General features: G+C 65.7%; 22 protein-coding genes. 9 read left to right on the top strand and 13 right to left on the bottom strand.

Annotated features, from left to right (window positions below):
- The first annotated feature begins 17 nt into the window (after positions 1-17).
- The 4 genes from ACTUWL_RS04515 (at position 18) to ACTUWL_RS04500 (ending at position 4,061) form a co-directional block, all read left to right on the top strand.
- Complete coding sequence (locus ACTUWL_RS04515; protein ID WP_035652535.1) at positions 18-587, top strand: sigma-70 family RNA polymerase sigma factor; 570 nt, start codon at positions 18-20, stop codon at positions 585-587.
- Positions 587-1,339: a hypothetical protein gene (locus ACTUWL_RS04510; RefSeq protein WP_035652532.1), complete on the top strand. Its 753-nt coding sequence runs from the start codon at positions 587-589 to the stop codon at positions 1,337-1,339. The genes ACTUWL_RS04515 and ACTUWL_RS04510 overlap by 1 nt, the downstream gene beginning before the upstream one ends.
- 38 nt (positions 1,340-1,377) lie before the next feature.
- Entirely contained in the window at positions 1,378-3,036 is a 1,659-nt protein-coding gene (locus ACTUWL_RS04505; RefSeq protein ID WP_021080809.1) for a S8 family serine peptidase, read from the top strand.
- A 530-nt stretch (positions 3,037-3,566) separates the two neighbouring features.
- Complete coding sequence (locus ACTUWL_RS04500) at positions 3,567-4,061, top strand: TIGR03809 family protein (protein WP_021080808.1); 495 nt, start codon at positions 3,567-3,569, stop codon at positions 4,059-4,061.
- A gap of 80 nt (positions 4,062-4,141) precedes the next feature.
- Here ACTUWL_RS04500 and ACTUWL_RS04495 read toward each other — a convergent pair whose 3' ends face one another.
- Positions 4,142-5,512 (bottom strand): TIGR03808 family TAT-translocated repetitive protein, encoded by a 1,371-nt coding sequence (locus tag ACTUWL_RS04495; RefSeq protein WP_021080807.1) that lies wholly within the window; start codon positions 5,510-5,512, stop codon positions 4,142-4,144.
- Between the two features lie 341 nt (positions 5,513-5,853).
- Here ACTUWL_RS04495 and ACTUWL_RS04490 point away from each other — a divergent pair, with 341 nt between their 5' ends.
- Positions 5,854-7,518: a thiamine pyrophosphate-binding protein gene (locus ACTUWL_RS04490; protein ID WP_021080806.1), complete on the top strand. Its 1,665-nt coding sequence runs from the start codon at positions 5,854-5,856 to the stop codon at positions 7,516-7,518.
- 11 nt (positions 7,519-7,529) lie between these two features.
- The gene (locus tag ACTUWL_RS04485; RefSeq protein WP_021080805.1) at positions 7,530-8,300 is read left to right on the top strand and encodes an SDR family NAD(P)-dependent oxidoreductase; all 771 of its coding nucleotides are present in this window, start codon (positions 7,530-7,532) and stop codon (positions 8,298-8,300) included.
- Here ACTUWL_RS04485 and ACTUWL_RS04480 read toward each other — a convergent pair.
- Together ACTUWL_RS04480 and meaB are read right to left on the bottom strand one after the other, a co-directional pair.
- Complete coding sequence (locus tag ACTUWL_RS04480) at positions 8,285-8,974, bottom strand: pyroglutamyl-peptidase I (protein WP_021080804.1); 690 nt, start codon at positions 8,972-8,974, stop codon at positions 8,285-8,287. The genes ACTUWL_RS04485 and ACTUWL_RS04480 overlap by 16 nt on opposite strands.
- A complete protein-coding gene (gene meaB / locus ACTUWL_RS04475; protein ID WP_021080803.1) occupies positions 8,971-9,963 on the bottom strand; it encodes a methylmalonyl Co-A mutase-associated GTPase MeaB in 993 nt (330 codons plus the stop codon). Before meaB ends, ACTUWL_RS04480 begins: the two co-directional genes overlap by 4 nt.
- Before the next feature lie 165 nt (positions 9,964-10,128).
- On the opposite strand from meaB, the gene ACTUWL_RS04470 reads away from it, so the two are divergent.
- Entirely contained in the window at positions 10,129-10,608 is a 480-nt protein-coding gene (locus tag ACTUWL_RS04470; RefSeq protein ID WP_021080802.1) for an SRPBCC family protein, read from the top strand.
- A gap of 6 nt (positions 10,609-10,614) precedes the next feature.
- On the opposite strand, the gene ACTUWL_RS04465 is transcribed toward ACTUWL_RS04470, so the two are convergent.
- The 10 genes from ACTUWL_RS04465 to ACTUWL_RS04420 all read right to left on the bottom strand — a co-directional run bounded on the left by ACTUWL_RS04465 (position 10,615) and on the right by ACTUWL_RS04420 (position 18,912).
- Entirely contained in the window at positions 10,615-11,397 is a 783-nt protein-coding gene (locus tag ACTUWL_RS04465) for a DUF3298 and DUF4163 domain-containing protein (protein ID WP_035652543.1), read from the bottom strand.
- Between the two features lie 55 nt (positions 11,398-11,452).
- Complete coding sequence (gene scpA / locus ACTUWL_RS04460) at positions 11,453-13,609, bottom strand: methylmalonyl-CoA mutase (protein WP_021080800.1); 2,157 nt, start codon at positions 13,607-13,609, stop codon at positions 11,453-11,455.
- Complete coding sequence (locus tag ACTUWL_RS04455) at positions 13,606-13,755, bottom strand: hypothetical protein (protein ID WP_021080799.1); 150 nt, start codon at positions 13,753-13,755, stop codon at positions 13,606-13,608. The genes scpA and ACTUWL_RS04455 overlap by 4 nt, the downstream gene beginning before the upstream one ends.
- 49 nt (positions 13,756-13,804) lie before the next feature.
- Positions 13,805-14,275 (bottom strand): GFA family protein, encoded by a 471-nt coding sequence (locus ACTUWL_RS04450; RefSeq protein WP_021080798.1) that lies wholly within the window; start codon positions 14,273-14,275, stop codon positions 13,805-13,807.
- Positions 14,272-16,146, bottom strand: a complete 1,875-nt coding sequence (locus ACTUWL_RS04445; protein WP_021080797.1) for a methylmalonyl-CoA mutase family protein — start codon at positions 16,144-16,146, stop codon at positions 14,272-14,274. Before ACTUWL_RS04445 ends, ACTUWL_RS04450 begins: the two co-directional genes overlap by 4 nt.
- 107 nt (positions 16,147-16,253) lie before the next feature.
- Positions 16,254-16,745, bottom strand: coding sequence for a 2-amino-4-hydroxy-6-hydroxymethyldihydropteridine diphosphokinase (folK, locus tag ACTUWL_RS04440; RefSeq protein WP_021080796.1), 492 nt, complete (start codon positions 16,743-16,745; stop codon positions 16,254-16,256).
- 4 nt (positions 16,746-16,749) lie between these two features.
- Positions 16,750-17,130 carry a dihydroneopterin aldolase gene (gene folB / locus ACTUWL_RS04435; RefSeq protein ID WP_021080795.1) on the bottom strand — a complete coding sequence of 127 codons (381 nt, stop codon included), beginning with the start codon at positions 17,128-17,130 and terminating at the stop codon, positions 16,750-16,752.
- A complete protein-coding gene (gene folP / locus ACTUWL_RS04430) occupies positions 17,127-17,984 on the bottom strand; it encodes a dihydropteroate synthase (RefSeq protein ID WP_021080794.1) in 858 nt (285 codons plus the stop codon). Before folP ends, folB begins: the two co-directional genes overlap by 4 nt.
- Positions 17,985-18,083: 99 nt before the next feature.
- The gene (locus ACTUWL_RS04425) at positions 18,084-18,491 is read right to left on the bottom strand and encodes a DUF4332 domain-containing protein (protein ID WP_018270650.1); all 408 of its coding nucleotides are present in this window, start codon (positions 18,489-18,491) and stop codon (positions 18,084-18,086) included.
- A gap of 55 nt (positions 18,492-18,546) precedes the next feature.
- Positions 18,547-18,912 carry a hypothetical protein gene (locus ACTUWL_RS04420; protein WP_021080793.1) on the bottom strand — a complete coding sequence of 122 codons (366 nt, stop codon included), beginning with the start codon at positions 18,910-18,912 and terminating at the stop codon, positions 18,547-18,549.
- Positions 18,913-19,285: 373 nt separating this feature from the next.
- Here ACTUWL_RS04420 and ACTUWL_RS04415 point away from each other — a divergent pair, with 373 nt between their 5' ends.
- The gene (locus ACTUWL_RS04415) at positions 19,286-20,890 is read left to right on the top strand and encodes a helicase HerA-like domain-containing protein (RefSeq protein ID WP_021080792.1); all 1,605 of its coding nucleotides are present in this window, start codon (positions 19,286-19,288) and stop codon (positions 20,888-20,890) included.
- Between the two features lie 98 nt (positions 20,891-20,988).
- Positions 20,989-22,389: a M20/M25/M40 family metallo-hydrolase gene (locus ACTUWL_RS04410; protein WP_021080791.1), complete on the top strand. Its 1,401-nt coding sequence runs from the start codon at positions 20,989-20,991 to the stop codon at positions 22,387-22,389.
- Positions 22,390-22,467: the final 78 nt, after the last annotated feature.

Here is a 22,467-nt window from a genome sequence, read left to right as displayed (position 1 = left end):
ACTTTGCGAGACGGCCATTGAGCGCGACACAGGCGGCTTCAGACGAGGTTCTGATCGCTCGGATCGCTCAAGGCGACCGGCTCGCCATGCAGGTGCTGTACGGACGGCATCATGTCAGGGTGTACCGCTTCGGGCTTCGGCTCGTGCGGGACGAACAGGTGGCGGAGGACCTCATCAGCGAGGTCTTTCTGGACGTGTGGCGTCAGGCGGGCAAGTTTGAGGGACGATCCGCCGTTTCAACCTGGCTTCTGGCGATTACCCGGTTCAAGGCGTTGTCTTCGCTACGGCGAAGGAAAGACGCCGAACTGGACGATGAGGCCGCGAACGCGATCGAGGATACGTCCGACGATCCGGAAACGGTAGTGCAGAAGAAGGACACCGGCGCGACGCTGCGTAAGTGCCTGACGGGACTATCAGCGGAACACCGGGAGATCGTCGACCTTGTCTACTATCACGAGAAATCCGTGGAAGACGTCGCTGAGATCGTCGGGATTCCGGAGAACACCGTGAAGACGCGCCTGTTCTATGCACGCAAGAAACTTGCCGAGTTGCTGAAGGCAGCCGGTGTCGAGCGAGGTTGGCCATGATGGCTGCGAGCAACAAGAAAGTGCAGGGTCAAGAACCTGACGATGTCGAGATGCTGCTGCCCTGGTATGCGGCCGGCACGCTCAACGCGCGCGACGCGCGCCGCGTCGAGGATGCACTCGCTTCCGATCCGGAACTGGCCCGGCAATATGCCGTCATCCGCGACGAATATGCCGAGACCATCGGCCTCAATGAGAGCCTCGGTGCGCCCTCGGCGCGCGCCATGCAGAAGCTGTTTGCCGCGATCGATGCCGAGCCGGAGCGCAAGCCGTCCGCAGGTGCACGCATGTCGGCCTCGATCTCGGAGTTCTTTTCCAAATTGTCGCCGCGGACGCTCGCCTGGTCGTCCAGCCTCGGCGCGCTCGTGGTGCTGTTGCAGGCGGGCGTGATCGGCGCGGTGCTGATGCGCAGCCCGCCCGCCTCGTTCCAGACCGCGTCGCTCGATGTCGCCGAACAACGCAGCGCGCCGAGTGCGGCCATTGCACCATCCAGCCCGGCACCCAGTGCGCCGATCACTCGCGACCTTGGTGCCAGCATATCGGCCGCGCCGACGCGGCTGTTGGTGCGCTTCACGCCGGATGCCCGAATCTCCGACATCACGTCGCTGCTCGACAATTACCAGGCCTCGATCGTCGACGGTAAGGCCGGCATGTTCCGATTGCAGTTCCGCGCGATGGACAAGGACGGCGTCGCGGCGCTGATCGCCCGTTTGCAGAGAGAGAAGATCGTCAGCCTCGCGGTGGAGACGCCGTAAAACAGGCGGCTGACGATCTGCGCCGATTTGAGGTCATCATGACCGCCAACGGCCGGACCCGATCAACGAACCGAGCGACCGTCGCGGCCGCGGCGTTGCTGCTGGTCTGTGTTGCCGGTTCGGCCTACGCCCAAAGTTTCATGCGATCACCGATCGGCGGCGGGGTCTCGGCTGGGCCGCGGATCAATCCGGGCATCGGCAGGCCCGGTGGCAGCGCCGCCGGCGGGCCGCCGCTCTCGGCGGACCGTGGCCCGCCTGCGTCCTGGACCGACGAGGGCCCACGATCGGGAATGCGACCGCCCGATGCACGCTACGCACCCCGCCTCTCCTCCGGCTGCGACAATGCTGACCGCGGCCAATGCGCCGACCGGCCGGTTGCCAGCAACGGCAGCGGCAAGGGCGCCGCGAGGAAGGGCAGGGCCGGCGGTGGCGGCATCCGCGCACAGGACGTGGCGGGCACGCGAACCGTGCCGAACGAACTCGTGGCGGAAATCGACGGCATCCTGACCGAGGCCCAAGCCGACGCGCTGGCGCGCCGCCACGGCCTGAGACGGATCGCCTCGCAGAACATCCCGCTGCTGGGGGCGACCATCGGCCTGTTCCGCATCGCCGGCAATCGCTCGGCCGATGCCGTGAGCCGCGAATTCGCAAACGATGGCAGCGTCCGCTCGGTGCAGCCGAACTACCGGTACGCGCTGCAGGACCAGCGCGCGGCATCAGGCGGCAATGATCCGGCGCAATATGCGCAGGCGAAGCTGCATCTGCCCGAGGCGCACAGGCTGGCGCGCGGGATGAATGTGACTATTGCCGTCATCGACTCCGGCATCGACGCAGCCCATCCGGAATTGGCCAACACCGTCGCGGATACATTTGATGCGCTCGGCAGCAAGGATGGCCCACATGCCCACGGCACCGCCATCGCCGGCGCAATTGCCGCGCGGGTCAGGCTGACGGGAAGCGCGCCGGAAGTGCGGATCCTGGCGATCCGCGCCTTTGGCGTGGTTGGCGGCGGCGCCGAGAGCACCTCCTATGTGATCCTCAGGAGCCTCGACTACGCGGTGGCGCATGGCGCGCAGATCGTGAACATGAGCTTTGCCGGGCCGAAAGACGCACTTGTCGGGCGCGCGGTGGCCGCCGCTGCGGCGAAGGACGTCATGCTGGTCGCCGCGGCCGGCAATGCCGGCCCGACATCGCCGCCGCTGTATCCGGCCGCTTATCCCGACGTGATCGCGGTGAGCGGTATCGATGCCGGCGACCGACTGATGGCGGCGTCGAACCGCGGCAGCCATATCGCGCTGGCGGCGCCGGGCGCGGACATCCTCGTGCCGGTGCCGGACGGCAAATATCAGCTGATGTCGGGCACTTCCTTTTCGGCCGCGTTCGTCAGCGGCATCGCGGCGCTGGTGCTGGAGCGTGGTCCGGCATTGAAGCCCGCCGAGGTGCGACGGATCCTGACCGGCACGGCCCGCGATCTCGGGGCGCCTGGACGCGACGATCTGTTCGGGGCCGGGGAGGCCGACGCGCTCGCCGCGGTGATGGCCGCGGCCAATGCTCCGGTTGCAGCGGCCACGGACAAACTGCCGCAGCCCGCGCCGACGCCGGACGGCAATAACACTTCCGTGAGCCGCGCGTTGAATGAAGCCGCGCCCTCGATCGCATCGGAGTTTTCCGCTGCAAATCGCGGCGCCGCACGGTGATTTTCGTCGCCGGACGCCTGCAGCGGTGCGATGGAACCGGGCGGCGAAAAGGTTAAAAAAATCGCCGGCGATTTGAACGTCCGCCTTGCTCTCACGACTTATGTGTGTGGGAGCGGTTTATCCCTCCCCGGCTATATCAGGCGCGAGCGCCCATCCACCCCAAGCGCCCATATGGCTTTGACCCGTCCGGTTGTCCCCCCGGACGGGTCTTTCATTTGTGGGGTACCTTGCACGACCGACCGGCCGAGCGTGGTCCCGGCACTGCGCGATCGCGACAGCTGCGATCGTTTGCTGTGGATGATTTGGCTGCGCCGCGTCCGCCAGCGATGCGCATCGCCGTCATGCAAGTCGATGACTTGACGACGGTTCGAGCAAGAAACTCCGTAGTAGAGCGGACTTCTCCCATCGCCCGTCGCCGATTAAGAATTTAGTTAGACTTTATTTACCTTTTCCACAGAATATCAGCGTCACGTCCAGTTGATTCGGTTCGGTTGCGTCTGCGTCCGTTTCTTTCCCTGCGGGCAAGTTCAATGACACATCGGACCGACGTGGCCAGAGGCCAGGAGATCGTTGCACGCTGGTGCAACCTCGCCGAGCAAAGGCTGGAACACCTTACCGAACTTTTCGAGACCGGACGTTGGCGCCGCTATCACAGCGAGCAGGCCTTCCTCGAGAACATCAGGGAAGCCCGGGCCGCGGTCGATATCTGGCGGGAATTGCTGACCCGCGAAGCCTCGCTCGACAATTCGCCAATCGACCTGTCCTGGCTCGGCCGTGGCAAGTCGAAGCTGCCGCCGCCCGATCTCTCGCCGATGCCTCAGCGCCGCGCGGAAGCCGCGACCTTGGCGCAGGCCGCGATGACCGCAGTCGCGGCCGCGCTGGAAACCGCCGCCGAGGTGCTCGAGCAGCCGCCCGTTGTCGCCGACGCGCCGTCGCTGGAGATGCCCCCTCCGGTGATGCCGCCGCCGGTGCTTGATCTCGACACCATCCAGCGACGCTACCCGCTGCTGCGCAACGCGCTGTAGGTATTTGGCATGATCTCCGCGCAAACGCGTTCCGCGTTTGTCGCGCGGGAAAACCGCTTCGCGTTTTTCCGGATCATGCTCTAGCGCCGCACCGCGTTGGCGCCGACCACGAGCTGCGCATATTGCTGGGCGCCGCCAGCCGACAGGTCTGAGGTAACGGGGCGGGCATGGTCGAGCCCGACCACTGCGCCGCCCGGGGTTTCCGAGATCATGTTGTTGTTGATCAGCGCGGAGCCTGCGCCCGGCACCACCGAGACGCCGATCCCGACGAAAGCCTTGCGCACGACATTGCCCGATATCGCGACGTCGCGCAGGTACTTGCCCCAGCCGGCGACGATGCCGAAAGTCGGCGCGTTCTCGATCACATTGCCGGTGACGGTGCTGTCCGCCTCGACATAGATGCCGATGCCGGCGCCGTCGTTCGGGTCGGTGCCGACAGGGCGCTTCGGCAACAAATTGCGGATGATGTTGCCCTGGACCACCGCGATGCGCCCGCCCTCGTTGAAATTGCATACGGAGACGCCGATCGCGGCGCCGTCGACCGTGTTGTTGGCGATGACAGCGGCCTCGAACGAGAACTCCGAATAGAGCGCGACCTCGCGCACATTGCTGACGCTGTTGTCCGTGATGTGGATGTTGGAGGCCGAATTGCCGCGCACCGCCGAGAAGTCGCAATTGCTGATGCGGTTGCCGCGCACGATCACATTGCCGGCGCGGAAGGCGTTGATGGCATTGCCGTACTGTCCGGAGCCGCCGGGGCCGGCCTTGATGTCCTCGATGCGGTTGTCGGCGACGATCGAGCCGTCGTCGCCGATCGCGCTGCGCAGGATCTCGATGCCGTTGTCGTTGGTGCCCTTGATGGTGTTGCGCGCGACCATCAGGCCGAGCGCGTCGAACGACACCAGTGCAGTCGACGCGATGCCGGTGAAGACATTGTTGCTGACGTCGCCCGACATCTGCTCGAACCAGATGCCGCTGCCGCCGCTGGCCATGAACTGGCAATCAGTGATGCGGATGTCGCGGCCGGCCAGGCAATGCACGAGGCCGCGCCGCGTCGGCAGCGGGACGTTGCCGCCGTCGAAGGACAGGCCCATCAGGACGATGCCGCCGGCGCCTTCGGCCTCCAGCAGCGAGGCACCGCCGTTGAACACCAGCCGGCTGGCGCCGCGCACGCCGATCAACTGGCTGCCGGGCGCCAGTCGCAACAGCCCGGTGCGGTAGACCCCGGGCGGGAACGCGAGCGGCACCTGCGCGCGCGCGGCGTCATCGATCGCGCGCTGCAGGTTGCGGGTCTGGTCCTCGGGGCTGCCGGGGCGAACGCCGTAGTGCGTGACGTCGCGGCCGAGCGAGCCTGTGGATTGCGCGGCAGGCGCAGCGTCCGGCGACAACGCAAGCGCGCCGGCGACGCCGGCGGCGGATGCTCCGATCAGATGACGGCGGTTGACGTCCATGGGCATGGCCCTCGCAACATTCGCGAGCGGTGACGTTCGCGCCCGATACGTACCGCGAAACGCGGCGCGGCATGGTGAACACGCCGACGCAGCAAGGCGATTGTTGGCGGTAGGGTTAACTCCCGGTGCAGCCGGCTCAAATTGTCAAACGGCGATCGCGATTGGGGATGGGGAACAGTTCCGTATCCTCGCGACATGTCCGAAGCGTCGCGTCGCCTCGTCCAAAGCCATGCAGAAGACGCAGCGTGCCGCGCGGACACGAACTGTCTCGCGCGGTTGCCACGGGCCGCTCCCCGGCCGATGATCCGCAAAACAAGTCAGAGCCGATCGAGAGGAAACGAATGCGCGGGCGTCGTGTACTGATGGAATCGTTCGTGTCGCATGGCGTGCGTCATATCTTCGGCAATCCCGGCACCACGGAAACACCGCTGCTCGACAGCCTGCCGGCATTTCCGCAACTCGAATACATCATGGCGCTGCATGAAGGCGTCGCCGTCAGCGCCGCCAGTTTCTACGCGCAGGCGGCGAGGCGCGTCACCGTTGCCAATTTGCACGTCGCTCCCGGCCTTGGCAACGGCATCGGCTCGCTCTACGGCGCGTTGAAGGCAGGTTCGCCCGTGGTGGTGACAGCGGGCCAGCAGGACACGCGGATGCGGCTCAAGAACCCGCTGCTCGGCCACGATCTCGTGGCAATGGCGGCACCGGTGACCAAGTGGAGCGTGCAGATCGAGCGCGCCGACGAGATCGCACCGATCATGCGGCGCGCGTTCAAGGTCGCGACCGACGCGCCGCAGGGGCCGGTATTCGTGTCGCTGCCGATCGACGTCCTGGAACAGGAAACCGTGGTCGACGCCTCGACGCCGGACAATCTATGGCGATCGACGCGTCCTGATCCGGCAGGCATCGATGCGCTGGTCGCGCTGCTGCTGAAGTCGAAAAATCCGGCCATCGTCGCCGGGGACGACGTGGCGCGATCCGGCGGCGAAGAGGCGTTGGTGGCGCTGGCGGAGGCGATCGGCGCCACTGTCTGGTTCGAAGGGCTGCGCCATCACGCGCCGTTCCCGACCAGCCATCCGAGCTACCGTCAGTCGGTCCCGGGCGATGCCCGCCAGGTGCGGAAGGCGCTCGGCGATACCGATCTCGTGCTGCTGATCGGCGGTCCGTTCTTCGAGGACATCTGGTTTGCGCCGGGCGGCCACATTCCCGACGGCGCGGCCTTGCTGCAGATCGAGGCGTCGGCCGAGCGGCTCGCGCTCAACAACCGGCTCGATGCCGGCATCGTCGGTGACATCGCCGTCAGCCTCGGCGCGTTGACGGACGCGTTGCGCGCAAAGGCTGGCGCGGCGTTCAGGGATGCCGCGCAAGGCCGCAATGCCATGCTGGCCGAATTGCAGCGGAAAGAGAAAGACGCCTATCGCGCCCGCGTCGAGAAAGGCTGGGACCGCGAGCCGAGCTCGATGCCGCGCGTCACCGCGGAACTCCGTCGCGGACTTCCGGATGATGTCGTGATCGTCGATGAAAGCATCACGGCCAGTCTCGATCTCGCGCGGGCCTTCGACTATCGCGGCTTCGGCGATTATTTCGGCGGCCGCGGCGTCGGCATCGGGCAGGGCCTCGCCGGCGCGATCGGCGTCAAGGTCGCGATGCCGGACCGTCCGGTTGTCGCCATCTCCGGCGACGGCTCGGCGATGTACGCGATCCAGGCACTGTGGACGGCCGCGCACCACAAGCTTGCGATCGTGTTCGTGGTGCTCGCGAACCGCGAGTACCGCATTCTCAAGCACAATGTGGACGTCTGGCGTCAGAATTTCGAAGCCAGCACCCAGCATCCCTATCAGAACATGGATATCACCGGTCCGGCGCTCGACTTCGTGCATCTTGCCGCCGGGATGGGCGTCGAGGCCGTCAGGGTCGAGAAGGCCGACGAGATCGCCGCCGCAGTTGCCAAGGCTGTCGCGACCCGGCGGCCGTACCTCGTCGAGATCGCAATCGAGGGAAAGCGCTAGAGGAGCTTTTGATGACAGGCATGCTGGACGGCAAGGCCGCGTTGGTCACGGGTGGTGGGTCTGGCATCGGCCGGGCAACGGCGATTGCGATGGCGCGCGAAGGCGCGCGCGTGGCGGTGTCCGATCTCTCTAAGGAGGGCATCGACGAGACGGTCGCGCTGATCAACGCCGCCGGCGGCCAGTCGATCGCGATCCAGGGCGACGTGACCGACGAGGCCGATGTCGCGAACATGGTGGCGCGCACGGTGTCGGCGTTCGGGCGCATCGACTGCGCGTTCAACAATGCCGGCGTTGCCGGGCGCTCGGTCGGCCCGCCCGGCCAGCGCATCCATGAGCTCACGCAGCCCTCGGTGGCGAAGATGTTTTCGGTGAATCTGATGGGCGTGTTCCTGTGCCTGAAATACGAGATCGCGCAGATGCTGAAGCAGGGTGACGGCGGCGCGATCGTCAACACGGCCTCGATCGCCGGGCTGGTCGGCCTCGCCACCTCGGCCCACTATGTCGCGACCAAGCACGGCGTCGTCGGGCTGACCAAGTCTGCGGCGATCGAGTACGCCCAGGACGGTATTCGCGTGAACTGCGTCAATCCCGGATACATCAAAACGCCCATGACCAGGGAGACGATGGACGAACGCTACGACGAGATCATCGCCAAGGTCCCCGTGCGTCGCCTGGGCGTGCCCGAGGAAATCGCCGAAGCGGTCGTCTGGATGTGCTCGGACAAGGCCTCTTTCATGACCGGCGCATCGCATGTGATCGACGGCGGCTACAGCGCTGCCTGATACGCGCGAGCAGTCCGATCCGCATCGCTCACGCGCGTGGCCTGCCGGGTCAGTTTCACCAGCTCCAGCAGCATGGCCTCGCCGGCATCGACCAGCTGCTCCAGCGTGATGGATGACCTTCCGGTCGCCGCCGTGCCATCATGGGCCAGCGGCGGAACGTGGATGAATTGCGCGAGGCGGAGGTCGTTGCTGCCGTTCACGGCCTCGATCGCGCGCCAGCTCAGATAGTTGCAGAGATAGCTGCCGGCATCGCGCGACAGCCGCGCATCGATGCCTGTGGCCAGCGCCGCGCGCAGCAGTCTTTCGCTGTGCGGCCCGAACATCATCGCGTCGGCGCCGCCAGCGATCGATCCCGTGCGTGCATGCTGGCGGCCGGCATCGGGAAAGCGTGTGGTCACCGCGTTGCGGGCGCGGCTTTCGATCCGTAGATGCGCGGTGCGGCCGGCGAGGCCGAACATCAACAGCGCCTGCGGGCGACGCGTTGCGATCAGCTCCGGCAATTCTCGATCGACGGCCGCGTAGGTGACATCGAAGATATGGCTGGTCAGCGCAATGTCGTCGAAGGCGGGGCGGCGCAGGGCGGTCAGCCGCTTCACCAGCGGCATGGTCGGATTGAATGGCGCGCCCGGGAACGGGCCGAAGCCCGTGAGCAGGATGCGCGGCTTGCCGCTCAATGCAGCATCTCCGCGATCTGTTCGGCGGCGACCGCGGGCGAGATGCGGCCGGCGGCGACCTCGGCCTCCATCTTCTTCACCTTGGCGCGGATCGCGGCGTCCGAGCGTAGCCGCGCCATCATCCGGCTCTCCAGCATCGACCACATCCATTTCACCTGCTGCTCCCTGCGGCGGGCCGCGAACTCGCCCGAGGCGTTCATCGCGGTGCGGTGATCGAGGATCTTCTGCCAGAGCCTGTCGAGCCCGGCGCCGGTCAGCGCGGAATAGGTCTCGACCGGCGGATGCCAGTGCTCGGAGCGCGGCGCGAGGATATGCAGCGCGCTGCGATAGTCGGCGGCGGCGAGGTTGGCGCGCTTGAGGTTGTCGCCATCGGCCTTGTTGATCGCGATCATGTCGGCGAGCTCGACGAGGCCCTTCTTGATGCCCTGCAACTCGTCGCCGGCTCCCGGCAGCATCAGCGCCAAAAAGAAGTCGGTCATGTCGCAGACAGCGGTCTCGGACTGGCCGATGCCGACGGTCTCGACCAGCACGACGTCGAAGCCGGCGGCCTCGCAGAGCAGCATCGCCTCGCGGGTCTTCGCCGCGACGCCGCCGAGCGTACCCGAGGACGGCGAGGGCCGGATAAAAGCCTGATCGGAGACGGCAAGCCGCGCCATCCGGGTCTTGTCGCCGAGGATCGAGCCGCCGGTGCGCGCCGAGGAGGGATCGACCGCCAGCACCGCAACCTTGTGGCCGCGCTCGATCAGGAACATGCCGAGCGCATCGATGGTGGTGGACTTGCCAACCCCGGGCGAGCCGGTGATGCCGACCCGCACCGCCTTGCCGGTGTCGGGCAGCAGCGCCTGCACCAGCTCGCGCGCGGAGGCCTGGTGATCGCCGCGCCGGCTCTCCACCAGCGTGATCGCCCGCGCCAGCGCGGCGCGGTGGCCGGCGCGGAGGTCCTTGGCGAGGGCGGCGATGTCGGGAGAGGCGGGCTTCGAGGCGATCATGGGCCTTGGTTTACAACGGCCGGCGGTTGCAGGCGAGGGCCGTGTCCCGGTCATCCCGTACCGATTGCGCGATCGGAAATCGGGTGGGCGGTCCCGGCGCGTTGCGCGATATCCGGGGCATGTTCCGCCACCATCGCGGACCAGATTTTCCTTCCGGAGCCTGCCATGAGCCAAGCCTACTACAGCGCCGTCCTTGATCATCCGCTCGATACCGTGTGGTCGTTGATCCGCGACTTCAACAATTATCCCGCCTATATCGAGGGCGTCAGCGAAAGCGTGATCGAGGACGACAAACGCGGCGACGAGGTCGGCGCGGTCAGGCGCTTCTGTTATCTCGGGCTCTGGGTCAGGCAACGCCTTGCCGGTCACTCGGACACGCAGCATTCGCTAACCTATGCCAGCATCGAGCCGCTGCCATTTTTGGCGGAGGTTAGTTCGGACGCGCCGCAGCCGACCCACTACGAGGGCACGATGCATCTGCTGCCGGTCGTTGAGGGCAACCGCACCTTCATCGAATGGTCGGTCAAGCTCGACACCGCGCCTGGTGACGCGGATCGCTGGCAGGTTCAGTTCCAGGACTGGATTCCGGATTGGACCAATTCATTGGTGAGGGCGCTGGCGCGCCATCAGGCCGAAGCGCGTTGAAACCCGTTACTGCGGTTCGTCCGCATCGCCCTTCGGCCGGGCGCCTGTAAAAATCCTTGTGCCTTCCGGTGTAAGATAAGGCTTCAGCGCCTCCCACGGCACGAAGATCACGTACTGGCCCTCGGCATAGGGACCGACGGCATAGGGTGGGTAGTGAAAGGTGAGGCCGGAGCTCTTGCCGGCTTCAGTCGACGGCGCCAGCGTGACGGCGCCGATCTTGAGCAGGGTCGGCTTCAGCTCCTTGTACCATTCGGCGGTTGCGGTCTCGCCGGTGCCGCGCCGCTTTTTCTCGGCGTTCAGCGCAGCGACGATGGCCTTGCGCATCGCCGTCAGGGTCGGGCCGTTGTCCGCGGTCTCGGTGAAGAAGGGACGGATGCTGATGCGCTTCTTCTCCGTTGTATCCCACAGGATGGTGTTGACGTCGGAGTTCGGATGCGCGCCCAGCGTGTTCACGTAGTCGTCGCGCAGCACGCTGACATAGCGGCCGTCGACGACCGAGCGCACCGAATATTTGCGCTCGAATGAATAGCCGCCGCGCTCCTTGAACAGCTCGGGCTCCTGCTTGCGATCGGTCGCCGCCTCCGCGGCGTTCTTGTCGATCCACTTCCTGCCCTCGGCGAGGCAATCGGCCGCCAGCGCGCCATCGGCCTTGATCTTGTCGTCGAGATAGACGCTGGCCTCGATGCTCGGATTCTTGATCGTGGCGTCGGGCTTCGGATCGGCGGCACGCGCCGTAAGGCAGAGGCAAGCCAGCAGGCCGGCAAGACCAATGATGCGGACAGGCGTCATCAAGCGAGCGGCGCGCATGGAAAACTCCAGGTGGGAGAGGGCAGGCGCGGCAGCGTTACTCCGCCGCCTCGCTATGGCCGAGCCGGGTGTTGAGCTTGTGGATCAGCTCCTCGGCGGCCTCGGAGATCACGGTGCCGGGGGGGAAGATCGCCTCGGCGCCCGCGGCATACAGCGCGTCGTAATCCTGCGGCGGCACCACGCCGCCGATGATGATCATGATGTCCTCGCGGCCGTGCTTCTTCAGTGCGGCCTTCAGTTCCGGCACCGCGGTGAGATGGGCCGCGGCGAGCGAGGAGACGCCGAGGATGTGGACATCGTTCTCGACCGCCTGCCGCGCGGCTTCGTCCGCGGTTGCGAACAGCGGTCCGATATCGACGTCGAAGCCGACGTCGGCGAAGGCCGACGCGATCACCTTCTGGCCGCGGTCATGGCCGTCCTGGCCGATTTTTGCCACCAGGATGCGCGGGCGGCGGCCCTCGGCCTCCTCGAACGCATCGATCAGGGCCTGCACTTTTTCGACCTTGTTGGACATGGTCGCTGCCTCTCGCTTGTAGACACCGGTGATGGACTTGATTTCGGCGCGGTGGCGGCCGAACACCTTTTCCATCGCGTCCGAAATCTCGCCGACGGTGGCCTTGGCGCGCGCGGCGTCGATCGCCAGCGCCAGCAGATTGCCATTGCCTTCATCGGCCGAGCGGGTCAGCGCGGCCAGCGCCGCGTCGACGTCCTTCTGGTTTCGTTCCTTCTTCAAGCGGCCGAGCTTGTCGATCTGCAAGCGCCGCACGGTGGAGTTCTCCACCTTGAGCACGTCGATCGGCTTCTCGTTCTTCGGCTTGTACTTGTTGACGCCGATCACCGCCTGGCGACCGGCATCGATCCGCGCCTGGGTCTTGGCGGACGCCTCCTCGATGCGCAGCTTGGGCACGCCTGCCTCGATCGCCTTGGCCATGCCGCCGAGTTCCTCGACCTCCTGTATGTGGCCCCAGGCCTTGGCGGCGAGGTCACGGGTCAGCCGCTCGACATAATAGGAGCCGCCCCAGGGATCGATGATGCGGTTGGTGCCGCTCTCCTGCTGCAGAAACAGCTGCGTATTGCGGGCGATGCGCGCGGAGAAGTCGGTCGGCAGCGCCAGCGCCTCGTCGAGCGCGTTGGTATGCAGCGACTGGGTGTGGCCTTGGGTTGCCGCCATCGCCTCGATCGTGGTGCGCATCACGTTGTTGAACACGTCCTGCGCGGTCAGCGACCAGCCCGAGGTCTGGCAATGCGTGCGCAGGCTGAGCGAGCGTGGGTCCTTCGGGTTGAATTGCTTGAGCAGCTTGGCCCACAGCAGCCGCGCCGCGCGCATCTTGGCGACTTCCATGAAGAAGTTCATGCCGATCGCCCAGAAGAAGGAAAGGCGGGGCGCAAAACGATCGACGTCGAGGCCGGCGGCCAGGCCCGCGCGCAGATATTCGACGCCGTCGGCTAGCGTATAGGCGAGCTCGAGGTCCTGCGTCGCGCCGGCCTCCTGCATGTGGTAGCCGGAGATCGAAATCGAATTGTATTTCGGCATCCGCTGCGAGGTATAGGCGAAGATGTCGGAGATGATCCGCATCGATGGTGCCGGCGGATAGATGTAGGTGTTGCGCACCATGAACTCTTTCAGAATGTCGTTCTGAATGGTGCCCGACAGTTTCTCCGGCGGTACGCCCTGTTCCTCGGCGGCGGCGACGAACAGCGCGAGGATCGGCAGCACCGCGCCGTTCATGGTCATCGACACGCTCATCTGGTCCAGCGGGATGCCGGCGAACAGCGTGCGCATGTCGTAGATGGAATCGATCGCGACGCCGGCCATGCCGACGTCGCCGGAGACGCGCGGATGATCCGAGTCATAGCCGCGATGGGTGGCGAGGTCGAAGGCGACCGACAGGCCCTTCTGTCCGGCCGCAAGGTTGCGGCGATAGAACGCGTTGGAATCCTCAGCCGTGGAGAATCCGGCATATTGCCTGATGGTCCAGGGCTGGTTGACATACATCGTCGGGTAGGGCCCGCGCAGATAGGGCGCGATCCCCGGCCAGGTCTCGAGGAAGTCGATGCCTGCAAGATCGGCCTCGCCGTAGACGGACTTCACCGGAATGCCCTCGGGCGTGAGCCACGGCTCGGCGCTCGCAGCCGGCATCGCCGCGGCGACGGGCTGGAAGGCGACATCGGCGAAATTGGGAATGCGGGTCATTCCTTGGCTTCCTCAAGCTTGCGATTGCGTTCGATCAGTCGCTGTAGATTCTTCTCGGCGGCATTGCGGTGGCAGACGCCGACAAGAAGGTGCATCAATGCCTCGCCGAATATCTGAAGAAGAAATTCGAGGAGAATTTGCAACATGGGCCAATCCTAGCATGATTGGAGCCGGTGATAAGGCAGCGCTACATTGTCAATCATGATCCGGATGCTGGTGGCTGACGATGGTCGCCATCTGCTCCGGTCCGTAATTTTGCATCGTGGTCTGGCTCGGCAGATTGGCGATGCCGACCACCCAGCCGTGGCGGGACTCGGTTCCGAATTGCTGCGTCGGGATCACCCGGTCGGGCCGGTCGAACGCGCCGGTCATGATCTCGATGCGCGGGCCGTCGATCCGGCGGAAGCTGAGCGGCGTGCCGCAGGCGGCGCAGAAGTCGCGCTCGGCGATCGAGGAGGACTTGAACGCCGCCGGCTTGCCGCGGGTCCAGGCGAAATCCTCCTTGTTGATGTCGGCAAAGGAGGCGAACGGCGCGCCGGACGCCTTCTGGCACATCCGGCAGTGACAGATGCTGACGCGGTTCGGCGCCGCGGACACCGCGAAGCGCACGGCGCCGCACTGGCAGCCGCCGGTCAGAACGGGTTTTGCTGGTGCCTCTGCCGTCATGACTGCTCCATCCGCCGATAGGCGTCGCGCAATGTCGCTAGCGCATCACCGCCGGCGAAGACGAACTCACCGATGCCGGCCGCCCGCAGCGCCGCTTCCTGGTCGCCGGGCCGTCCAGCCAGATAGATATGCCTTGCGCCGGCGCCGTGAAGGGCCTTGGCGGCCTCAGCGGCGCTGGCGGCATAGACCTTGTCGGAGGAACAAATGCACGCCATCGCGGCGCCCGAGGCCTTGAACGCCGCGGCCAGCGCCGCCGCGTCGGCAAAGCCCTCGCTGTCGATGGCCTCGATCCCGCCGGTCTCGAAGAAGCTCTTCGCAAAGGTCGCGCGGGCGGTGAAATCCGCCGGCGTGCCGAGATTGGCGAGGAAAATCTTCGGCCGCGCGCCGCGTGCCTTCAGCGCGGCATCCGACTTGTCGCGCAGCGCCTCGAACGGCTCGGCGAGCCGCATCGGTGCGAGGGCGTCGAACCTGATCTTGGCATCGGCCGTCGATCTCGGTGCCGACGGCTTGACGTCAAGCACCGCGAGGATTTCCTCGTGCAAGTTCGGGAATTCACTGGCGCCGGTCAGCACGTCGCGGCGCTTCGCCACGTTGGTCTCGCGCTGCGCCCGCGTCGCCGCGACTTTCGTCTGCAGCAGGCCCTGCTCGAGCGCCGGGAAGATGCCACCAGCCTTCTCGATCTCCTGGAACAGCGTCCACGCCGCCTCGCAGAGCTGCGAAGTCAACGTTTCGATGCCGCCGGCGCCGGCCGCGGGATCTGAGACCTTGGCGAGGTTGGACTCATCGAGCAGCACGAGCTGCGTGTTGCGCGCCACGCGCCGGGCGAAATCGTCGGGCAAGCCCAGCGCCAGCGTGTGCGGCAGCACGGTGATCGCGTTAGCGCCGCCAAGTCCGGCCGCAAACGTTGCGATCGTCGCGCGCAGCATGTTCACGTTGGGGTCGCGCTGGGTCAGCATTCGCCAGGCGGTCTGCGCGTTGACGAAGATCGGCTTCGGCGCGAGGCCGCAGGCCTGTTCGACCCTTGCCGACAAGAGCCGTAGCGCGCGGAATTTTGCCATGGTCAGGAACTGGTCGGCATCGGCGCTGAGCCGGAACGAGATCGCTGCACGTGCCGCGTCGAGATCGAGCCCTGAGGCCTCCAGCATGCGCAGATAGGCCAGCGCCAGCGCCAGCGTGAAGGCGAGTTCCTGCACCTCGGAGCCGCCGGCATCATGCACCGGCCGGCCGTCGGCCAGCACGAACGGCCCCTTGAAGCCGCGCTTGATCAGGCCGTTGACCACCTGCCCGAACGACTTCTCGTAATTGGGCCAGGCGATGGCCGCGGCGCCGCGCACGGCCATGGTGCTGAGCGCCTGATAGTTGAAATGCAGATCGAGCTTGGCCGGGTCGAGCTTGCGGGCCTCGATCATGTCGGCAAACGTCTCGCCGGCGTTCTCGCGCCCGATCACCGGATTGAGCGCGATCATGATGCCGGCGTCGAGATGGACGCCGCCGCAGGCGCGCGCCAGCGTCTTCTTGCTGGCATCAGCCAGACCGAAGCCGCGCGTGCCGGGACCGCCGGCGAATTCGAATTCAAGGCCGGTCGCGCCGTTCTCGAGATCTTCCAGCGCCTGCGCATTGGCTTGCGCGGCATCGGGATGATCGACCCGTTGCAGGATCTGCCAGGGGGTCGCGGCGGCGCGACCCGGAAGCGGACTGGCGTTGGTGGCGCGGCGATAGATCGGATCGATCCTCAGGCCGTCATAGGTCTTGCCGACCAGCTTCTCGAACGGCGCGCCCTTCAGCACGCCGTCGACCAGCTTGCGCCAGTCGTCATAGGTCGCAGCTGGAAAATCCGAAGCCAGAGCCAAATCGTCAGTCGTGGTCGTCATCCGCCCAAATCGTCCTTCGCCGGCCCCGCCAGGGAGCCACTTGATTTGGCCGGAAATTGCCACGGGCGGGCGGCCAAGCCAAACTTTTGTTTGCGGTGGATCGGCGATTAATCGAGGTCCGCAAGGCGGAAAATACCGTCGGTCGAGACGTTTGCCAGCGCATCCGCGACGCGGCGGCCGGCAATGACGCGGTCGGGAACGATCTCGGCCAGCGGCACCAGCACGAAGGCGCGCTCGAACAGCCGCGGGTGCGGCAGCGTCAGTTCCGGCTTGTCGAGTGTGACGTCGTCATAGGCGATCAGGTCGAGGTCGAGGGTGCGCGGCCCCCAGCGCTGCTCGGTCTTGCGGTCGCGGCCGAATTTGGTTTCGATCTTGTGCAGCGTGAACAGCAGCGCATGCGGATCGAGGCTGGTCTCGATCTCGATGCAGGCATTGATGAAGCTGTCCTGCTGCTGATCGCCCCAGGGCGGCGTCGAATAATCCGACGAGCGCGCCACGAGTGCGGCCTGCGTCATGCCGCAGATATTGGCGATCGCCTTGCGAAAGGTCGTGCGGACATCGCCGACATTGCCGCCGAGTGCGATCAGGACGTCGGCCATCAGGTCAACCGTGAGGCAGCGGGTGGCGCGAGCGGGTCAGCACCACGCCGACATCGTCGAAGATCGCGGCGATCGGCGCGTGCGGCTTGTGCACCGTGACCTTGACCGCCCGGACGCGCGGGAAGGTCGCCAGGATGTCCTCGGCCACCGCACCGGCGGCGCGCTCGAGCAGCTTGTAATTGGTGTTCTTGAATGCCGACGTCGCGGTCGCCACCACATTGGAATAGGAGACCGTGTCGGAGAGGCGGTCGGTGCGCGAGGATTCCGAGAGATCGGTGTAGAGCTCGAGGTCGATGACGAAGCGCTGCCCGACCTCGGTCTCGTGTTCCATCACACCGTGGCGAGCATGGATGACGATCCCGGTGATGAAGATCGTGTCGGTCATTGCTTTCCCTCGATTGCCGCGGCGACCCGCAGCGCCTGAACGGTTTCGGCGACGTCATGCGCGCGGATGATGCGGGCGCCGTTCCTTGCCGCGATCAGGTGCGCGGCGAGCGAGCCGCCGATCCGCTGTTGCGGCTCCGAGGGCACGACCGTGCTGATGAAACGCTTGCGCGAGGCGCCGACCAGCACCGGCAGGCGGAACGCGTCGAGCTCGGAGAGCCGCGCCAGTGCGATCATGCTCTGCTCCGGCGTCTTGCCGAAGCCGATGCCGGGATCGAGCACGATCCGGTCGGACGCAATGCCGGCGCGCGCCGCGATCTCAAGCGAGCGTTCGAAGAACGCCGTGATGTCCCGCATGATGTCGATCGAAGGATCGGCACTCTCGCGATTGTGCATGACGATCACCGGCGCGCCGCGTGCAGCGACGACCGGCGCCATGTCGGGGTCGCGTTGCAGGCCCCAGACGTCGTTGGCGATCACGGCGCCCTGGTCGAGCGCCCAGGCCACCACCTCGGATTTCATGCTGTCGATCGAGACCGGCACGCCGAGTGCGATCACCTCGGCCAGCACCGGCTTCAGCCGCGCCAGTTCATCGTCGGCGGTGACCGGCTGCGAGCCATAGGGGCGGGTCGATTCCGCGCCGATATCGATGATGTCGGCGCCCTCGGCAACCAGCCTGCGGGCCTGCGTCAGCGCCTGTTCGGGCGCGACGAACCGGCCGCCGTCGGAGAACGAGTCCGGCGTCACGTTCAGGATGCCCATCACGGCCGGATAGGGCCGCGACAGCAGCGTCGGCAGCACCGCCGATGCGGCCGGGCCGGTCACAACAGATGCTATGGGCTTGGTCGCCGTCATGCGCTGGCTTTGCGCTGGCCGTAACGCCAAGTCAAGGTGTCGCGATGATGGCCGGCCCCGGCAGTGCTGAATGCCGTTAAGGCAGGCTAATGGGGGATGCTAATAGGTGATTTTGGGAGGCAGCTTGCGTGCCTCTTCGATCAGCAACTCGACCGACTTCTCCGATGGCATCACGCGGACGAGCTTTCGGCGCACATTGGCGTCCTTCATGCTCTGTGCCAGCCGCGACGGGTTGCGGTGGGCGAGCTCGCGCACCGTGGTAACGCCGGCGGCGCGGACCAGGCCGACCTTCGCCTTACCCATTCCGGGAATCCGCATATAGTCGGAGATGTTGGCCCATTCGAGCAGTTGTTGTTCGCTGATCCCGGTCTTGGCGGCGAGCGCCTTGCGTCCCTTGACGGTGCGGGCGGCTTCTAGCAGCGCGTCGGTCGTGCGGATTCCCTGTGATTTCAGTTTGGTGGCGCAATAGGCGGACAGGCCTTCGATCTCGGAGAGGGGGTATGTCATGATACTCGTATGCAGGTAGAAGGGAGCGCGCGTGCAAGGGCGTGGGGAGAGTGCTTCAGGCAAACTGGCTGAGGCCCGGCGTCCCCGAGATGATCTCGCCCATTTGATCCGCTCCGATTTTGTCGCGACCGAACCTGAAAAGTTCACGCGCGACGTTCTGAATTTCACTCATGCTCAGGCCAAGCGCCATCAGCCGGGTGCCGACAGCCATCAACCCGCCGCCCATCAACCGCGATAGACCACCGCTGTTGTTGGATGCGGCGATTGCCGCTTCGGCGCCGGGGATTTGGTCGATCAGAACCTGGACTTTGTCGGAAGGTCCCTCGTTACGGAGGAAACCCAGAACGATGCCGATGGTTTTTTCAGCGACAGCGCCGTCGATGCCGGCCTTCGCGGCCAGCTGTCCAACCAGTTCGTCCATCTTGCCCCGCCTCAACCGGACTTTGCCGGATCGTTCTTGAGGATTTATCTTGAGCGCCTGTGTCACGAAATACAAGCGATCCGCGCATTTCAGTTCGTATTCTTTTTCGATCGCGCCGTGACTGTGGCCTCGCTGCAAGAGTGAGCGGCGGATTCACACCATCTTGTCGCAATGCGCAATGCCTTTCGTCACTTTGACGGGAATAAAATATGAGGAACTGGTGCAGCGACGATATACGTCGGCATCGGCTGACGGTTTCAATCGGTCCTCAACATGCAATATGATGGCAGCCATTCGGTACCGAACCGGGGTGTGACGTCGAACCCGGTGCGATGATCGAAACGATCTAAAATCTGCGCGAAGAGGCGAGACGATGGCGACCTCCGACAACAAGTTGGCCGATACGGACGAGAAAATTTTTATCGGCAAGGGCGAGGAGACAGCCTGGCTGACGCTGGCGCTGGCCAACCGGCATGGCCTCGTTACCGGCGCGACCGGAACCGGCAAGACGGTCTCGTTGCAAGTGATGGCCGAGGGATTTGCGCGCGCCGGCGTTCCGGTTTTCGCAGCCGACATCAAGGGCGATCTCTCCGGTATCTCGGAAGTCGGCGAGGCCAAGGACTTTATCCTGAAGCGCGCCAAGGAGATGGGGCTGACCTTCCAGCCAGATCAGTTCTCGACCGTGTTCTGGGACGTGTTCGGCGAGCAGGGCCATCCGGTGCGCGCCACCATCACCGAGATGGGGCCGCTGTTGCTGTCGCGGATGCTCGATCTGAACGACGTGCAGGAGGGCGTGCTCAATGTTGCCTTCCGTGTCGCCGACGAGAATGGCCTCGCGCTGATCGACATGAAGGATCTGCGCGCGCTGCTGGATGCGATCGCGCCCGACGGCAGCAAGAAGGGAGCCGATGAGGGCGAAGATCCGCTGGCGTCGATCCGCAAGGCCGCGCAGAGCTATGGCAACGTGTCCAAGGCCACCGTTGGAACGATCCAGCGCCAGCTGCTGGTGCTCGAGAACCAGGGCGGCGCGAAATTCTTCGGCGAGCCGGCGCTGACGCTGAAGGATTTCATGCGGACCGACCGCGACGGCCGCGGCATGGTTAACATCCTCGTCGCCGACAAGCTGATGCAGAGCCCGCGGCTTTACGCCACGTTCCTGCTCTGGATGCTCTCGGAATTGTTCGAGGAATTGCCGGAGGCCGGCGACCTGCCGAAGCCGAAGCTGGTGTTCTTCTTCGACGAGGCGCACCTTTTGTTCAACGACGCGCCGAAGGCGTTGATGGACAAGATCGAGCAGGTGGTGCGGCTGATCCGCTCCAAGGGCGTCGGCGTCTACTTCGTCACGCAGAATCCGATCGACGTGCCGGACAAGGTGCTGGCGCAGCTCGGCAACCGCGTGCAGCATGCGCTGCGCGCCTTCACGCCGCGCGACCAGAAGGCGGTCGCCGCCGCCGCGCAGACCTTCCGGCCCAATCCGAAGCTCGACACCGCGCGGGTGATCATGGAGCTCGCCAAGGGCGAGGCCCTGGTGTCGTTCCTCGAGGGTGGCGGCACGCCGTCGATGGTCGAGCGGGTCATGGTGCGGCCCCCGTCAGCGCGGATCGGGCCGATCACGCCGGAAGAGCGCAAGGCCATCATGGATGCGAGCCCGGTGAAGGGCAAATACGACACCGCGATCGACGCTGAATCCGCCTACGAGATCATCCAGAAGCGTTTGTCAGGCGCTGCGGCGCCGGCCGCTGGTGGCGGTGGCGGCATCCTCGGCCAGATCGGCGCGATCGCCGCCACGATCTTCGGCACCAAGCGTGGCCGGCTCTCGACCGGACAGGTGATCGCGCGCAACGTCACGCGCTCGGTGACCGACAAGGTGGTCGGCGGCGTGGTCGCAGATCTCGGCAAGTCGGTCGGCGGTTCGGTCGGCGGCTCGATCGGTCGCGCATTGGTGCGCGGCGCGCTCGGCGGAATCCTGCGCAGGTAGCATCGCGACGCTCCAGGCTGGAACGGGCAACCGGCCTTGCCTCGCGCGGCCGGCGCGCTACAACTTGGCATAACGTCCAAACAAAAAGGATATCCGCGATGTCCAACGCCAAGCTGCAGCCCGTCCTCGACCGCATCGATGCCGATTTCGACAACAGTCTCGAGCGGCTGTTCACGCTGCTGCGGATCAAATCGATCTCGGCCGACCCGGCCTTCGCCAAAGACTGCAGGGCGGCTGCCGATCATCTCGCCAAGGATATCGCAACCCTCGGCTTCAAGACCGAGGTGCGGCCGACCGCCGGCCATCCGGCCGTGGTCGGCAAGCTGAACGGCTCGACCGACGGGCGTCCGCACGTGCTGTTCTACGGCCACTATGACGTGCAGCCGGTCGATCCCTTGAATCTCTGGCACCGTCCGCCGTTCGAGCCCGTGGTGACCGACCATGCCGACGGGCGCAAGATCATCGTCGCGCGCGGAGCCGAGGACGACAAGGGTCAGCTGATGACCTTCGTCGAGGCCTGCCGCGCCTGGAAGAATGTCACGGGATCGCTGCCGGTCGACATCACCATCGTCATCGAGGGCGAGGAGGAAATCGGTTCGAAGAATTTCGTGCCGTTCCTCGAGGCGAACAAGGCCGAGCTCAAGGCCGACTTCGCGCTGGTCTGCGACACCGGCATGTGGGACCCCAACACGCCGGCGATCACCACCTCGCTGCGCGGCCTGGTCTATGACGAGGTCAAGATCAAGGCCGCCAATCGCGACCTGCATTCCGGCGTGTTCGGCGGCGGCGCGCAGAACCCGATCCGCGTGCTGACGCGGATCCTCGGCGGCCTGCATGACGACAACGGCCACATCACCATCCCCGGCTTCTATGACGGCGTGAAGGATCTGCCGCCGGATATCCTGGCGCAGTGGAAGCAGCTCAATCTGACGCCGGAAAGTTTCCTCAAGCCGATCGGCCTCTCGGTGCCCGCAGGCGAAAAGGATCGGCTCCTGATCGAGCAGGTCTCCTCGCGGCCGACCTGCGACATCAACGGCATCGTCGGCGGCTATACCGGCGAGGGCTCGAAGACGGTGATCGCGGCCGAGGCGTCGGCGAAGGTCTCGTTCCGCCTCGTCGAGGGACAGGATCCCGAGAAGATCCGCAAGGCGTTCCGGGATTACGTGACGGCGCGCCTGCCCGCCGACTGCAAGGCCGAGTTCATCGATCATTCCGGTGCGCCGGCGATCGCGCTCGACTGGAACATGAAGCCGCTGGCGGCCGCCCGCCGCGCGCTGACCGATGAGTGGGGCAAGGAGGCGCTGCTGATCGGCTCCGGCGCGTCGATCCCGATCGTCGCCGACTTCAAGCGCACGCTCGGCCTCGACAGCGTGCTGATCGGCTTCGGCCTCGACGACGACAACATCCATTCGCCGAACGAGAAGTACGATCTCAAGAGCTACCACAAGGGGATCCGCTCGTGGGCGCGGATCCTGGCGGCCTTCGCCGACGCCAAATAGGCGGGATGCCCCGAACGTAAAAACGCCGCCCGGAATTGGGCGGCGTTTTGATTCAGGTAGTGCAGAGGGTGTTGACGG

Source organism: Bradyrhizobium sp. WCU1 (genome assembly GCF_053474805.1).
The sequence above is the reverse complement of the archived record's forward strand: the minus strand, read 5'-3'. Positions and strand labels throughout refer to the sequence as shown.

Bases quoted from the DNA above. Each gene is read 5' to 3' on its own strand.
- folB (WP_021080795.1), bottom strand. From the start codon at position 17,130: ATGACCGACACGATCTTCATCACCGGGATCGTCATCCATGCTCGCCAC.
- ACTUWL_RS04495 (WP_021080807.1), bottom strand. From the start codon at position 5,512: ATGGACGTCAACCGCCGTCATCTGATCGGAGCATCCGCCGCCGGCGTC.
- ACTUWL_RS04465 (WP_035652543.1), bottom strand. From the start codon at position 11,397: ATGACGCCTGTCCGCATCATTGGTCTTGCCGGCCTGCTGGCTTGCCTC.
- ACTUWL_RS04410 (WP_021080791.1), top strand. From the start codon at position 20,989: ATGTCCAACGCCAAGCTGCAGCCCGTCCTCGACCGCATCGATGCCGAT.
- ACTUWL_RS04415 (WP_021080792.1), top strand. From the start codon at position 19,286: ATGGCGACCTCCGACAACAAGTTGGCCGATACGGACGAGAAAATTTTT.
- ACTUWL_RS04470 (WP_021080802.1), top strand. From the start codon at position 10,129: ATGAGCCAAGCCTACTACAGCGCCGTCCTTGATCATCCGCTCGATACC.
- ACTUWL_RS04455 (WP_021080799.1), bottom strand. From the start codon at position 13,755: ATGTTGCAAATTCTCCTCGAATTTCTTCTTCAGATATTCGGCGAGGCA.
- ACTUWL_RS04485 (WP_021080805.1), top strand. From the start codon at position 7,530: ATGACAGGCATGCTGGACGGCAAGGCCGCGTTGGTCACGGGTGGTGGG.
- ACTUWL_RS04450 (WP_021080798.1), bottom strand. From the start codon at position 14,275: ATGACGGCAGAGGCACCAGCAAAACCCGTTCTGACCGGCGGCTGCCAG.
- ACTUWL_RS04505 (WP_021080809.1), top strand. From the start codon at position 1,378: ATGACCGCCAACGGCCGGACCCGATCAACGAACCGAGCGACCGTCGCG.
- ACTUWL_RS04445 (WP_021080797.1), bottom strand. From the start codon at position 16,146: ATGACGACCACGACTGACGATTTGGCTCTGGCTTCGGATTTTCCAGCT.
- folP (WP_021080794.1), bottom strand. From the start codon at position 17,984: ATGACGGCGACCAAGCCCATAGCATCTGTTGTGACCGGCCCGGCCGCA.
- ACTUWL_RS04510 (WP_035652532.1), top strand. From the start codon at position 587: ATGGCTGCGAGCAACAAGAAAGTGCAGGGTCAAGAACCTGACGATGTC.
- ACTUWL_RS04425 (WP_018270650.1), bottom strand. From the start codon at position 18,491: ATGACATACCCCCTCTCCGAGATCGAAGGCCTGTCCGCCTATTGCGCC.
- meaB (WP_021080803.1), bottom strand. From the start codon at position 9,963: ATGATCGCCTCGAAGCCCGCCTCTCCCGACATCGCCGCCCTCGCCAAG.
- folK (WP_021080796.1), bottom strand. From the start codon at position 16,745: ATGGCCGACGTCCTGATCGCACTCGGCGGCAATGTCGGCGATGTCCGC.
- ACTUWL_RS04500 (WP_021080808.1), top strand. From the start codon at position 3,567: ATGACACATCGGACCGACGTGGCCAGAGGCCAGGAGATCGTTGCACGC.
- ACTUWL_RS04490 (WP_021080806.1), top strand. From the start codon at position 5,854: ATGCGCGGGCGTCGTGTACTGATGGAATCGTTCGTGTCGCATGGCGTG.
- scpA (WP_021080800.1), bottom strand. From the start codon at position 13,609: ATGACCCGCATTCCCAATTTCGCCGATGTCGCCTTCCAGCCCGTCGCC.
- ACTUWL_RS04420 (WP_021080793.1), bottom strand. From the start codon at position 18,912: ATGGACGAACTGGTTGGACAGCTGGCCGCGAAGGCCGGCATCGACGGC.